Below are 12,611 nucleotides of genomic sequence, written 5' to 3' on the forward strand. Positions count from 1 at the left end.
ACTTCGAGACAACAGCCTTACCACAACCCACATATCTAGTTGGGAAAGACCGGGCGCAAAATAGTGTCAGAATTGTCTATAATTAAAAATGATGCGGAAAAATAAAACCAGAGCACAGCGAGGTGAGTCATGTATGGACTTTAAATATCTTGAAACATTTTGCACAGTTGCTCAAGAATTAAGCTTTCTCAAAGCTGCGGAAAAGCTGAATTACGCTCAATCCAGCGTCACTGCACATATTCAACATCTGGAGAAGGAGATGGGGATCACTCTGTTTGAACGAAATGGAAGAACCATAGGCCTAACCGGTCCCGGCCAGAGGTTTCTTCCGTTTGCTTATCAGTTATTGAGCTTGATGAACGAAGCGAAATGTGCTGCTTTAGGGAAGAGTGATTCATCCGGAATCATTAGAGTCGGGATGTTGGAAAGCTTGTGCATTTATCGATTTCCTCTTGTTTTAAAGCAGTTTCATGACATGCACCCCGAAGCTGAAGTCCAGTTGAAACCAAGCACGTATTCGGATCTGCATCGCGCTCTATTGGAAGATCTCGATCTGGCAATCATAACTGATGATAGAATTCATTCAAATAGTTTGGTTACTATGCCATTGCTTCTGGAAAAGGTGCTCCTGCTTACCCATCCTGGGCATATTCTAGCTCGCTCCGGTTTGGACCATACCGCTCTTGAAAAAGAAACCTTTCTACTAACCGAACCTTCGTGCAGATATCGCAAATTGTTTGAGCAATCGATCGCCGAGCGGGGTCTTATCTCCGTTGTTAAACGAATAGAGCTCTCCAGCATCGAAGCGATCAAGCAATGCGCGATCAATAAGTTGGGAATTGCTGTTCTTCCCGAGATGGCTGTTCTGTCCGAACTTTTAGACGGCCGATTGGCTGCGCTCAACATGGATTTTTCTAAGCATCGGCTTTATACCCAATTGGTGTGGCATAAGCGGAGGTGGAAATCTCCGGCTGTACAAGCATTTATTGATGTGACAACTCGGTTCTTTTCCCAAAATAGCCCTGAAGCGAATTCAATCTAATCCGTGCTTGAAGCCAATCGAGCCCATGCGCGAACGGGAAAAGCGCTCATGCCTCGAAGCTTCATAGGAACCGCTGAAAAACGGAACCCTTCGGTCGGCAGCTGCTCCATGTTGCAGAGGTTCTCCACGATCGGTATTCCTGCTTCGAGAAGAACAGAATGGGCTGGACGATGCAAGTCGTTAGTGTCATCGACATTCAGACTGTCAATAGCAACGAGAGTAGCTCCCTCGTCACGCAAGTATTCCGCAGCATCGCGGGTCAAATATGGGGGGGCTTTAAAGTATTCCGGTGTGCCCCATAATTTCGCATGTCCGGTTTCGATAAGAACGGCTCGGCCAAGGACATTACACGCGGCTAACGCTTTTCTAGAGACCGCTCTTCCTTCCATTCCTTCAAGCCGAATGACAATTCCGTCGAGGTCCGCGACCGACTCGATGGGAAGACCGGAAACATCAGGTTTGCCGGCATATCGGTGTGCAGGACTGTCAATGGCGGTACCGGTGTTGGCTACCATATCGACACGGCCGATGTGAAAGGTCACACCGGGGGCATAACGACCTTCAGAGTCCTCATACGTCAGATAATCGGAGACTTGCAGTTTCGGAAAGCCCGGATAGGTCTCCTGGCCGCTCACAACCGTGTGGCTGAGATCGATAAGAGTAGATCGGTTTCCTGTATTGCTTGCAACGGTCGCTTTGCGCTTATGACGTTCCCGGATGATTTGTTTATTGAGAATTCGCACCTCACCAACCATGAGCAAACGCAGATCTTTTATAATGTAATCCGCCAATTCGTGATCCGATATATCCTCACCTTCGATGTCGAGTCGAAAGCCTTGACCTTGAATTCCCCCTCCATTGGAAAAATCCACTTCAAAATCGAACTGTACCCTCTTTTCGTTCACAAATGCAGTTTCCGTCATCGTTGTTTCGTCCTTTCTCAATTATGTTGTAAGACCTATTCTTATCATAGTTTAAATTGGAATCATTCCCATACGGATATCTCGAATTTCCTGTTCGGAATTAATGAATCGTATGGAATGGGCCAGCGAGCACCTTGTTAACGGAGAAAGAGAGTTGAATTAGCAAACTCAAAGAAAGGGCTATCCCGCAAAGGATGCCCCTTAAACTTGCCGTTACAGACAGCGCGGTGAACCATATCAACAGTAAATCGTTACGCTCCCTCAATATGATTTAATTTTCTCACGAAAGCTCGTGAATTCGCAGGATTTCATCCCATTTAGAATAGGTTGAACGAATGAAAAGAGTAAGGATTGCTAGGCTAATGAGTTTGGTGATTTAATCGTATGGAAAGAGATTTTAAAAAAATCTAATGAAGATAAAAAGCCATTACTATTCATTACCCGAGATAAGAAGGAAGATTGGTTTAAGTTGGTGGGAAATGAGATTGTTGGAGTCAGGGAAGAACTTCTAAATGAGTCAAAAGAAAATAATTCTGAAGTATTCGTCATCTATTTCAACGACTTTGTTCGGATGAGCCTCCAACTTGTGAGTAAAAATGTTGAGGCATTAATCGATAAACTTGATCTTGATGATGAGTTACTTCGACAGATCGAAGAGTATATTCATGAAAATATGTATGGTAAAATACAAGATACTTTATCAGAAATGGCGAATTCTGATCATAATTCTGATTTTGTAATGATAGATGTAATTGAGAGTATTCAGATACTAAATAGTTCTTATGAGATTTCAGATGATTATGTTCTTATTGATTGTACAATTGAGTTTGAAGCCGCTGTTGACCATAATTATCATTTTGATAGTAAGGAACCTAATATGGAATTGAGTGGGACTATGGTTTCTCAAGTTGATGTAACTATAAGCATAGATGTACTTTCAGGTCAGCACGATGAGTCTAATAAGACCCTTGATATCGAATCGACATCAATCGAATTTGGTGACGTTGTTGTTATCAGTTCAACAGATCCACTTGGAGACGAATATGAGGACGAGTATGATGATTTTGAATATGAAGAACCTGATGAATCAGAAGATGATTAGGCCAACCAAAATCATTTCTAATCCGCAATATAGTGAAATTCCCGCTTGGGAACCCCAAGGGATTTCGATCTGGATTAAAATGGTTATATTGAGGCATTTGCATAAATTTATTGAGAAGTGGTTATTGAAAGTCCGAAAATGCCTTTAATAATAGGGAACTTGAAAACAACACTTTTTTGTTATTAGCAAACAATAAAATGTGTAATGAAATGCAAATAAGAACAAAACTTTATTGTAATTTTTAGTTATTCATTATATAGAAAATGCCTTTGAATATAAGTATATCGAAAACAATACTTTATTGTAATCTGTTACAACTGTCTGGTGATAAAAAAGTGTGGAACCAGTAATAAAAATATGGAACAAGTAACAAAAGTATGGAACCGCAATAATTAATTCTTGTCTAAATTAACGGCTTTCATTCAAGTGACCCGATCAATTAGATGTTCGGGTCACCTATTATTTAATTGGATGTGAAATAATGATAAATATTGGGCCCAATATTCGTAGATTACGAAAATTAAATAATATGAATCAAGTGGAGTTCTCGAGCAGAATAGGCATTTCTCAAGGGAATTTAAGTGAGATTGAGCAAGGAAATTGTAATCCATCTTTTGATACCTTATTAAATATAAAGAAACAATTTAATTGCAATATTGATGATTTAATAATTATTGAGAATGATGTATTTAAATTTCTTATTTATCAGAAGGAGAATTATTTGATTTCTAACTATAGGTTGTTAGATGGGGTTGATCAAAAAGAAATATATGAAATCATTAAAATAAAGATTTCTTTAAATAAAGGAAAATCAAATCGGATATAAAGTCGTGATCTTCTAGTTAGTCCCGATGAGCTATTACAGTCATCGGGACTATTTTTTTAAGTATAGACTAACTAACTGTCATTGAACCTTCCTGTACCGCTGCGAAAGTATTTGTATCTAGCGACCTTACGTCTTATTGGTAACAATCCGTTGTTTCGGAAGTGGCATGAACATAACGTACATACAAGGCACATGAAAAAGTACCGTTCCTTGTTTAAATTAGTTGGTAAATTAGCACGTATTCTGGTTGGTCTAACGAATGAAGAACAATACAGGACGTGCGCCCATAAAAAAGTAAGTATCACTGAATTACGGGAAATCCAGCACCAAGTAACGGAACAAATAGACGAATTTAAAAGCCAAGGAATTATAATTTATACAGTTAGCGTGGATGAAGAAAAACGTAAGGTTATAGTAGGAGTCGAAAGCATAACGGAGGAGCAAAGAACTAAGCTGCTAAAACAATATGGTCAGAACAAAATTGATTTTTGTTAAAGGTGAACGAGTGAATCCAGCATGAAACTAAAACTAACGGTCAAGACAGCTAAATCATAACCGCCTTTTCAACAGGGTTTTGGATGAAAATCAACATTATGATTTAACATAGCCTAATTGAAATATTATTCCTACTATTCGTTCTGCTAACGAAGAACTATAGTTGAACAAACCCACAAAAGGCTGCCGCGTGCAGCCTTTTGTGCTAATGGGCAGGATAGTTTTTAGTTGACATCAATATATCCTAATGATAGGATATAAATATCCTTTAGTTAGGATATCTATAAAAAGGATAACTATAAATAAGAATAACTGGAACAAGGATAAAATTTAGAGGAGGAATTTACATGGATGGATTAAAAGGAAAAGTTGCGTTGGTGACCGGAGCGTCGAGGGAACTCGGCAAGGCCATCGCCGAACGCCTCTGCCGGGACGGAGCCAGCGTGGTAGTCAACTACTACCCCAGTGAAAGTCAAGACGCAGAGAAGGTCGTGCAAGGAAAAGTACAAGGCGGTGGTAGCGCGATCGCCGCGGAGGCCGACATCTCCGAATCCGCGCAGATGCGAGGTCTGTTCGACTTCACTGAGAAGCAGTTCGGTCACGTGGACATCTTGGTGCTCAACGCCGCGGTCATTCCCCACGACACCATCATCGACACGACGGATGAAATTTTCGACAAAGTGTTTGCCACCAACACACGTGCGAGCTTCATTGCGCTCCGTGAAGCCGCCATCCGAATCCCGGATGGCGGGCGGGTAGTGGCGATCTCAGCCGGACTGACTCGCATGCCTACTGCCACAACAGGAATCTATGCGGCGAGTAAGGCCGCCGTTGAACACTTGGTTCGAGTTCTCGCGCATGAAGTGGGCGCTCGGGGCATCACCTTCAACAGCGTGCTTCCAGGCGCTACCCTCACCCCGGCCCTGATCAATGTCGGACAGGAGTTTATCGACAGAGAGATCGCCAAAACGCCACTGGGCCGCGTCGGTGAGCCGGAAGACATCGCTGATATCGTCGGGTTCCTGGTATCGGAGCAAGGCCGCTGGATCACCGGTCAGTCGATCGGCGCCGGCGGCGGGATGTTTTGAACGCAGCACCATATACCCGCGGTGCATCTGGCTGCAGTGCATTGGTGAGCGAAGACAAGCACCACTCTCGTGATTCCCGCTGATTGCCGGTCGGCGATCAGCGTTGCGGTCACATGATCCGGCGAGCGGTGGAACGGGGCTGCTCTGCGCCGTCTAGTATGCCCCTTCCGTGGCGCTGTCGCGCGGTGGGTAGGTGATCATGCCGCTACCGATAGCTCGACCGCCTATCCGTCAGTTTGCTGGGAGGCTTTATTTTTCAGACTTTATAGGAGTCCTGGAGCTGATACTTGGTGCCGGCATAGAAGAGGCTTGGGAGAGCACTGCAAAAGTCGCTGAACCGAACGCCATACTGACCGCCTTTGTAAGTTAACGTAAAGCTTGGAATATCCACATTAAGATAAGCAATATCCGAGCAAGTCTCCTGATTCCGTTGAGGGAGCGCTTGAATCAGATTAGTCGCATCGCGAGACGACAGCTGCCGAAGGCCCAGATACATGGGAAGCAATATGGTCATTATATTAGCAACACTAGGACAGGCAATCCCATCAGCAATTGGGCATTATCCTTCAGCGGTAACAGCATTCCTAAATAAATTATAGAGTGGAATATCATCTGCCCCCTTTTTTGTTATGAAATAAACTAAAGAGGTGAAAGATATATCCCGTTTCGATGAGGAGCCTCTTTAAGTCTGACTTGGTCTCCATGTGGACTATGTAAGCTGTGAAATGCCTCACGGTTATGCATATTTCTTAATAAGAGGTAGTTAAATTCCCGCTTGTGGTTGAGAACACATCGGTCCAATTGACAGGTGAACCGCTGTCGTTGGATATCTGCACCTTATAGCTGGTAGCGCAAGCGTTGGAAATTTCCGGTTGCATGGTGTCGGACAGCTTCAGATATACTGGAAAAACCGGACGGGAGACCGCAGCAGAGATACCGGCTACGAAACCAGGATCAGCGTAGATCGGATTTTTTGCTTTAAGATCGGCATCGTTATAAAGAGCGCTAATGGTCGGGCTTGCACCGCCGATGATAGCTGATGTGAGATCACCACTTTTCTGTTGACAAAAAACATATCCTAATGCTAGGATATATACATATCCTATACTTATGATAACTAAATGTAGGATAAATAATTTTAAGATATAAGGAGAGATCGTTCATGAGTATTTTATCAACCGTTCTTCAAGTTATTTTAGGATTAAGTTTTTTAATGTTTGGATTTATGAAGTTCGGATCGAAACAGATGGTGGAGGGATTTAATCATTATGGGTATCCCGGGTGGTTTAGAGTATTCACAGGACTGGTAGAAGTCATTTCAGCGGTTTTGGTTATTGCAGGCATTTGGAACGGGACATTCGCCGCTTGGGGTAGTTTATTAATTGCTATTACGATGATCGGGGCGATTTTTACTCATATTAGAATCAAAGACAATGTACGACAAATGATGATGCCAATCATTTTATTAATTTTAGGATTAGTAGAGCTGATAAATTTCGGAACTTTGCTTTGATAACCCCATCTAACCTATAGAAGGAGAAGATATTGATGGAAGTTAAAATAATTAATCCACAGGATCAAGCGATCGGGGAATTCGACGGCGGTAAAATAAAAGAGCAAAAGCCGATTGGTTTTCCTGGAGAAGGCTCATTAATAAACCGGTTAGGACCATTATTTTATTGGGCTTGGGGAACTTCTGAGGGACCAGCAGAAATTGGGTTACATCCGCATCAAGGTTTTGAAATCATCACTTATGTAATCAAAGGTAAAGCGTATCATCGTGATACGCTCGATACAGAAAGTGTTGTCGAAGAAGGGGGCACCCAACTCATGCAAACAGGCTCCGGCGTATATCATGCAGAAGCATTAAAAGAACCATCGGAAGCTTTTCAGATCTGGTTCGAACCACATTTAAGTCAGGCAATAAAAAATGTACCAACTTATTCACAATACAACTCTGAGGATTTTTCCGTAATCGATAAAGAAGGTGTGACGATTAAGACAATACTTGGAGACGATTCACCAATGAAAATCGTGACAGATGCTCAAATGTGGGATATCCGAATCCCAAATGGAACAAGATATACCCATAATCTTTCGCAAAAGCGGACATTAGCTGGTTTAGCCATCAGAGGCGATGGGGCTTTAACAATAGACACGAATCATCCAGCTCGTTTTACACATAAAGATTTTGTAATCGTTCAATCAGGGCAAGGTGGAGAATTAGCAATTCAAGCTTTAGATAAAGACCTTAGAATCTTTTTGATTGAAATTCCAACCGAAGTTGATTATCCTTTATACAATAAACGAAGATAACCATAATGGAATAGGTGGTTTGATGAGGAATGTATCAAGGAAATGAGCAAAGTCAGTTTGATTTACGGCTTTTCAGAGTTTGGCTAAAGGCTAGTAAAACTATTTTTGATCATGTCGCAAAAGATATAGAAAGACATGGAATTAGTGTAGAGAATTTTTCGATTCTGGAACTCCTTTATAATAAGGGACCCCACACAATCCAAAAAATTAGTGAAAAATTGTCTATTCCAAGTGGGAGCATCACTTACGTCGTGGATAAGCTTGAAAAAAATGAATTCGTAAAAAGGCATTCCAGCCCAATAGACCGGCGAGCTTCAAATGTAGTTTTAACGGACAAAGGTCATGGTCTATTTCAAGAAATCTTTCCTCAACACGTTGAAGTGATTTCCAAAAATTTGTCTTCTTTAAACAATGAGGAAAAAATACTATTAACGGATCTCTTAAAAAGGCTCGGACTCAGTGCTAGTCAAAGTTTAAATTAATATTTCCTCTCTGAAGCGCAATCGAAAAGTTATACAATCCAAATTTTAAAGGAACTATTGCAGACGATTGTCTATAATAGTTCCTTTTATTTTATGCGAGCAGCAGCGATAACAAGAGAGAGCCAGCCGTTACGGGAGTCCGAAAAGGTTACTCCTTGAACTGCTTGAACTGTAGGGGGAGTTTATGATGAAACCGCTTGAGGGTTATTTGCTTGATACCTATGGTTAAGAAATTATTCGGATCAAGGATAGAGCTTTTGTGGTTAGACCGGCAACAAATGATGATATTGAGCGAATCGGAAAAGGGTATTTTACCTTGGATTATCCAGCCGCGGAAGATAAAGCAGTAGTAGCTGTCACGGCTGAACAGCAACATAAGATCCAACCTTTGACAGAGAATAAAAGCACAGCTTGAGGAGTCGGGAGTATGAGAATTGAGGGGAAGAATACCTGCACGGATTGTTCAAAAGACGTTTTTGAGCTAACGGAAAACTATGGTACGGCGATGGAACCAATCCATCGTTTGTTGTCGTTGGCTGTGCATTTTGCTCCGAAAGGGCAGAATAGCGATAAAGAGGCTACCATCATATAGGGCAGCCTCTTAAAAAATGCGACTCGAGATATGTTCTTGTTTAACCCCTTGGCGAAGCCTGCAGGAGTAATTCATCCAAGGTATTTATATAATAGACCGACCAATGCCCGCTTCTAATTTCGAAAGCTTATTAAAACGGGTTTAATCGTTGGGAGGGCTCACGTTCGAATGAAAAAATGTCCATTTCTGCTAATCGCCGCTTTCGTTACCTGCTCCATGGGCACCCATTCCGCCTTTGCCGCAAGCTTCGCAGACGTGCCGGAGACAAGCCCCTATCATGCATACATAGAGGACTTAAAAACGCTCGGAGTCACCGACGGGATTGCGCCCGGTCAATATGGGCCGGAACAAACGTTGACCCGCGCCCAGTTCGCCAAATTCGCAGCATCCGCATTCAGCCTAAAAGACCCGGGCGGTTTAAGCACTTTTGACGATATCCGTGGCCACTGGGCGGAGCCCTACATTCGCGCGGCCACCCAGGCGGGGATCGTCGAAGGTACATCGGCGGCGGCCTTTTCCCCGGATCAGCCGGTCAGACGCGAAGAAGCCGCCTCCATGGTATGGCGATATGCAAGGAATCACGGCCTGACCGTGGGTCCGGAGGTCGCTTTCTCCGACAAGCCCGCAGACTGGGCGCAGGAAGCCGTCAATACTGCCATTGGCCACCGTTGGTTCGGCCCGGACGTCAGCCAGACCGCCGGCGGATGGTCGTACCGGCCCCACGATACGATGACCCGGCAGGAAATGGCAGCGCTGCTCGATCCGGCGTTGAAAGAGCTGTCGACCCCTAAAACCCCTGTGGCAACCGCCGAGCCTGCAGCTGTGGCCGCTCCTGAAAACCGCGCGCAGAAAAAGGCCACGTATGTATGGAATACCGGTACCTTTCTGCAGAACAAATCCGAGGTTTTGCAGTATCTGAAGCAGCACCGGATCAATCTCGTATTTTTGCAAGTGGACATCGATGTGCCGGCCAGTCAATACGCCGACTTTATTCGGGAAGCGGGCGCTCTCGGCATGGACGTGCATGCCATGGGAGGAGCGCCGAATTGGATCCTGCCCGACAACCAGCCGAAAATGTACAAACTGATCGATTGGGTAAAAACCTACAATGCCAGCGCCGGGACCGATGCCCGCTTCAAGGGTATCCATCTCGACGTCGAGCCGTTCACCATGCCGGTCTGGACCCAACAAAGCGATGCGCTGCTTGGGAACTGGCGGGATACGATCAGCGGCTTCGTACAGCAAACCAAAGCGGGTACCCTCGATTTGATTGCCGGAGCGGACCTGCCGAGCTGGCTCGAGAAATTTAACGTGCCGGATGGGCAAGGCGGAAGAAGCACGTTGTCCGAATGGATGATCCGCCAGTTGGACCAAACGACCCTAATGGCCTACCGCGATAATTCGGAAGATATCCTCTCCAGCATTTCGACTGAAATGGACCAAGCGGACCGGAACGGCAAGTCCGTCATCGTCGCCGTCGAAACGAAGCCTAGCGGCGAAGGCCCCATCACCTTCTTCACCAAAGGACAAGCCGTCATGATGCAGGAGCTCGGTAAAGTGACCGATACGCTTCAAAAGCGTCCCTCCTTCTCCGGCTGGGCCATCCACGAGTATGACAGCTGGATTCAACTAAAGGAGTAAAGCGACGGTAAACATCACTTACGAGAAACGATAGTTCAGGACCGAAGGGCTGCTCTTTGTTATTTTTACGGGTAGATTAGCGATTGTTCCTTTTATAGCAGGATATTCCACTCGATAAATCGAATAAAGATATAAATTGAAAACGGCCGGGTAAATCCTAAATCATGGGAGGGGGAAGAGTGTATGGAAGAGAACGATAACGAAGAAATTTGGCACTTAACCCATACTATATTGAATGATGTCCAGATATCATTCAAAGCCAAAGGACTTTTTTTATATATTGTTTTAGCGAACGAGAAAAAGGGCCTTACCTTAGAAATGATTCAAAAAACGAGCAAAGATAGTGAACGTTCTATTAAGATGGGGATTAACGAACTTGAAAAACATGGTTATGTGATCCGAAATATGCTAAAAAACGAAGAAGTCAGATGGACATATCATCTAAACCGGAATATAAACAAGGAAAAAGAAGTAGAAGCCAAAGTATCAGATGTAAAGCAACATCCTCAAAGGAAGAAAAAAAGCACAAGAAGACGAACCACAACCAAGAAAAACAGCTTCAATCATACTTTGAGCAATTTTTTCAAAGAATTTTTCTAAAACCTTCCGGTTGATATAGTGTTGTTGTAAGATGCCCATTTTTTCTGTAATCGCATTTCTGCCTTGATTGTAGGAATTGTGTCAACATTTTTTGCTATCAAAGGTAAGTATCAACTTTAGTACACAGCATTATTTATCTTTGTTTAGGCACTTTAATTGGATTCCTAATGGTGATTTATGGAGGCAGCTTGTTATTTTATCCGTTAATTCCATTACTCAACTAACGGAAACGTTAGCTACTGAAGCATGACTGTATATATCCGTATTTCACGTACTGTGCTGTGCACTAGGTTGCTCAGTAAAGGAAATTGTGCAAAACCGGATAAGGGAGCTCTATTGTTTCCCCATCTCTAAGTAGGCAAAACCAAAGTGCAGCAACAGCGCGCCTGCCAAACTCCAGAAACGCAAATCTCAAACCTACTACTTCTTCGTCTGTCTAAGCCCAAGCATATTGTCAACCGGCTTGCTAAGCTGCTTAAAAATAAACTTCGGCGCGATCCGGTTCATGAGCTTCAAGGCGTTGCTCTGGCCGGGCCGAATTTCAAAATCATCGTGCTCCATCCCTCTAATCGCGAACCCAACCATTTTGGACACGCTCATCGCTTTGCTCCCTGCCAAATCTGCAGGATCAAACATATCGACCAGCGGTGTTTGCGTAAGCGGAGGAGCGAGTTCGAATACTTGGACTTTCGTGTGTTTGAGCTGTGCTCTGAGCGATTGCGTATACGAGTGAAGGCCGGCTTTCGCCGCGCAATATACGGGCGAGATAGGCAACGGTACGAACGCCAGGCCCGATGAGACGTTTATGATCGCCGCCGTTTCCTGCGTTTTCAAATGCGGCAGGAACTGCTTCACCATACGGATTGGGCCGCTCAGGTTCGTTTCAATCTCGCGGTTGATTTCGTCCAGATCGATCTCCTGATTATGAAGATTGATTTTCCGCATAAAACCTGCATTATTGATCAGTACATTGAGTTTGGGGAATTGCTTCACTACGGCATCATACAAAGATGCAATGGCCTGGGGGTTCCCCGCATCGCCTTGAAACGTATGAACTGCAGGCAGCTTTCTCTTCGTCGCATCGAGCTTTGCTTGATCCCGCCCTGTGATGATGACTGTGTTTCCAAGCTTCAAGAGCTGATCCGCAAATTCATAACCGATTCCGGATGAGCCTCCGGTAATCAAAACCGTGTTGCCGCTCATTTTCATATGATCCGTCCTTTCCAATCCCCTGAAATAGTTACTTTTCACCAATAAGTGTACATGAAGTTGCAGCAGATATGAAGCGTTTTTGACCCGTTGCGTACTCCCTTCATACAGAGGCGCTTTTTTTTATTCAAACTCCATATTAATTCGTTCCACAGGAATACTAACGAAGAACCTTTAGTTCAATATTAAGATGAAGGCAGCCGGTCAAAGTTGATCGGCTGCCCTTTGCAATTAAATCCAGTTTTAGAAAAAAGCGAATCAATATTATGGGGATATCTAGTAATATGGATATATA

14 protein-coding genes and 2 pseudogenes are annotated in these 12,611 nt (G+C 43.8%); 12 read left to right on the forward strand and 4 right to left on the reverse strand.

The window, feature by feature from the left end; all coding sequences use genetic code 11:
* The first annotated feature begins 133 nt into the window (after nucleotides 1-133).
* Nucleotides 134-1,042, forward strand: a complete 909-nt coding sequence (locus tag BLT91_RS24865; RefSeq protein WP_175532512.1) for a LysR family transcriptional regulator — start codon at nucleotides 134-136, stop codon at nucleotides 1,040-1,042.
* Here BLT91_RS24865 and BLT91_RS24870 read toward each other — a convergent pair.
* Nucleotides 1,039-1,764, reverse strand: coding sequence for a cyclase family protein (locus BLT91_RS24870; protein ID WP_368086854.1), 726 nt, complete (start codon nucleotides 1,762-1,764; stop codon nucleotides 1,039-1,041). The two genes, BLT91_RS24865 and BLT91_RS24870, sit on opposite strands and share 4 nt — an antisense overlap.
* Nucleotides 1,738-1,965 (reverse strand): annotated as a pseudogene (locus BLT91_RS34010) (hypothetical protein); the annotation flags it as partial. The gene BLT91_RS24870 and the pseudogene BLT91_RS34010, both read right to left, overlap by 27 nt.
* A 373-nt stretch (nucleotides 1,966-2,338) precedes the next feature.
* Between BLT91_RS34010 and BLT91_RS24875 the strand changes: the two are divergent.
* The 4 genes and pseudogenes from BLT91_RS24875 to BLT91_RS24890 form a co-directional block, all read left to right on the forward strand.
* A pseudogene (locus BLT91_RS24875) lies at nucleotides 2,339-3,067 on the forward strand (PIN-like domain-containing protein); the annotation flags it as partial.
* Between the two features lie 481 nt (nucleotides 3,068-3,548).
* Nucleotides 3,549-3,893, forward strand: a complete 345-nt coding sequence (locus BLT91_RS24880) for a helix-turn-helix domain-containing protein (protein WP_090826110.1) — start codon at nucleotides 3,549-3,551, stop codon at nucleotides 3,891-3,893.
* 192 nt (nucleotides 3,894-4,085) lie between these two features.
* Nucleotides 4,086-4,388: a hypothetical protein gene (locus BLT91_RS24885; protein WP_090826113.1), complete on the forward strand. Its 303-nt coding sequence runs from the start codon at nucleotides 4,086-4,088 to the stop codon at nucleotides 4,386-4,388.
* 347 nt (nucleotides 4,389-4,735) lie between these two features.
* Entirely contained in the window at nucleotides 4,736-5,476 is a 741-nt protein-coding gene (locus BLT91_RS24890; RefSeq protein ID WP_090826116.1) for an SDR family oxidoreductase, read from the forward strand.
* A 256-nt stretch (nucleotides 5,477-5,732) separates the two neighbouring features.
* On the opposite strand, the gene BLT91_RS30950 is transcribed toward BLT91_RS24890, so the two are convergent.
* Nucleotides 5,733-5,990 carry a hypothetical protein gene (locus tag BLT91_RS30950; RefSeq protein WP_141225076.1) on the reverse strand — a complete coding sequence of 86 codons (258 nt, stop codon included), beginning with the start codon at nucleotides 5,988-5,990 and terminating at the stop codon, nucleotides 5,733-5,735.
* A gap of 648 nt (nucleotides 5,991-6,638) precedes the next feature.
* Between BLT91_RS30950 and BLT91_RS24895 the strand changes: the two genes are divergently transcribed.
* The 7 genes from BLT91_RS24895 to BLT91_RS24915 all read left to right on the forward strand — a co-directional run bounded on the left by BLT91_RS24895 (nucleotide 6,639) and on the right by BLT91_RS24915 (nucleotide 11,107).
* Nucleotides 6,639-6,989, forward strand: coding sequence for a DoxX family protein (locus tag BLT91_RS24895; protein WP_090826119.1), 351 nt, complete (start codon nucleotides 6,639-6,641; stop codon nucleotides 6,987-6,989).
* Between the two features lie 35 nt (nucleotides 6,990-7,024).
* Nucleotides 7,025-7,792: a pirin family protein gene (locus tag BLT91_RS24900; RefSeq protein ID WP_090826121.1), complete on the forward strand. Its 768-nt coding sequence runs from the start codon at nucleotides 7,025-7,027 to the stop codon at nucleotides 7,790-7,792.
* Between the two features lie 29 nt (nucleotides 7,793-7,821).
* A complete protein-coding gene (locus tag BLT91_RS24905; protein ID WP_090826124.1) occupies nucleotides 7,822-8,274 on the forward strand; it encodes a MarR family winged helix-turn-helix transcriptional regulator in 453 nt (150 codons plus the stop codon).
* 259 nt (nucleotides 8,275-8,533) lie between these two features.
* Nucleotides 8,534-8,689, forward strand: coding sequence for a hypothetical protein (locus BLT91_RS31955; protein WP_175532513.1), 156 nt, complete (start codon nucleotides 8,534-8,536; stop codon nucleotides 8,687-8,689).
* Between the two features lie 12 nt (nucleotides 8,690-8,701).
* On the forward strand, nucleotides 8,702-8,866 hold the full coding sequence (locus BLT91_RS31960) for a hypothetical protein (protein WP_175532514.1): 165 nt from the start codon (nucleotides 8,702-8,704) through the stop codon (nucleotides 8,864-8,866).
* A gap of 168 nt (nucleotides 8,867-9,034) precedes the next feature.
* Nucleotides 9,035-10,507, forward strand: coding sequence for an S-layer homology domain-containing protein (locus BLT91_RS24910; RefSeq protein WP_090826127.1), 1,473 nt, complete (start codon nucleotides 9,035-9,037; stop codon nucleotides 10,505-10,507).
* A 183-nt stretch (nucleotides 10,508-10,690) separates the two neighbouring features.
* Nucleotides 10,691-11,107, forward strand: a complete 417-nt coding sequence (locus tag BLT91_RS24915; protein WP_090826130.1) for a helix-turn-helix domain-containing protein — start codon at nucleotides 10,691-10,693, stop codon at nucleotides 11,105-11,107.
* A gap of 420 nt (nucleotides 11,108-11,527) precedes the next feature.
* Here the strand turns inward: BLT91_RS24915 and BLT91_RS24920 are convergent, their stop codons facing one another.
* Nucleotides 11,528-12,316, reverse strand: coding sequence for an SDR family oxidoreductase (locus tag BLT91_RS24920; protein ID WP_090826133.1), 789 nt, complete (start codon nucleotides 12,314-12,316; stop codon nucleotides 11,528-11,530).
* Between the last annotated feature and the right edge of the window lie 295 nt (nucleotides 12,317-12,611).

This window comes from Paenibacillus sp. yr247, from assembly GCF_900103825.1.
In the GTDB taxonomy this organism is placed as follows: domain Bacteria; phylum Bacillota; class Bacilli; order Paenibacillales; family NBRC-103111; genus Paenibacillus_E.

Coding starts and splice junctions, on each gene's coding strand:
- BLT91_RS24865 (WP_175532512.1), top strand. CDS start 134: ATGGACTTTAAATATCTTGAAACATTTTGCACAGTTGCTCAAGAATTA.
- BLT91_RS24880 (WP_090826110.1), top strand. CDS start 3,549: ATGATAAATATTGGGCCCAATATTCGTAGATTACGAAAATTAAATAAT.
- BLT91_RS24885 (WP_090826113.1), top strand. CDS start 4,086: ATGAAAAAGTACCGTTCCTTGTTTAAATTAGTTGGTAAATTAGCACGT.
- BLT91_RS24890 (WP_090826116.1), top strand. CDS start 4,736: ATGGATGGATTAAAAGGAAAAGTTGCGTTGGTGACCGGAGCGTCGAGG.
- BLT91_RS30950 (WP_141225076.1), bottom strand. CDS start 5,990: ATGACCATATTGCTTCCCATGTATCTGGGCCTTCGGCAGCTGTCGTCT.
- BLT91_RS24895 (WP_090826119.1), top strand. CDS start 6,639: ATGAGTATTTTATCAACCGTTCTTCAAGTTATTTTAGGATTAAGTTTT.
- BLT91_RS24900 (WP_090826121.1), top strand. CDS start 7,025: ATGGAAGTTAAAATAATTAATCCACAGGATCAAGCGATCGGGGAATTC.
- BLT91_RS24905 (WP_090826124.1), top strand. CDS start 7,822: ATGTATCAAGGAAATGAGCAAAGTCAGTTTGATTTACGGCTTTTCAGA.
- BLT91_RS31960 (WP_175532514.1), top strand. CDS start 8,702: ATGAGAATTGAGGGGAAGAATACCTGCACGGATTGTTCAAAAGACGTT.
- BLT91_RS24910 (WP_090826127.1), top strand. CDS start 9,035: ATGAAAAAATGTCCATTTCTGCTAATCGCCGCTTTCGTTACCTGCTCC.
- BLT91_RS24915 (WP_090826130.1), top strand. CDS start 10,691: ATGGAAGAGAACGATAACGAAGAAATTTGGCACTTAACCCATACTATA.
- BLT91_RS24920 (WP_090826133.1), bottom strand. CDS start 12,316: ATGAAAATGAGCGGCAACACGGTTTTGATTACCGGAGGCTCATCCGGA.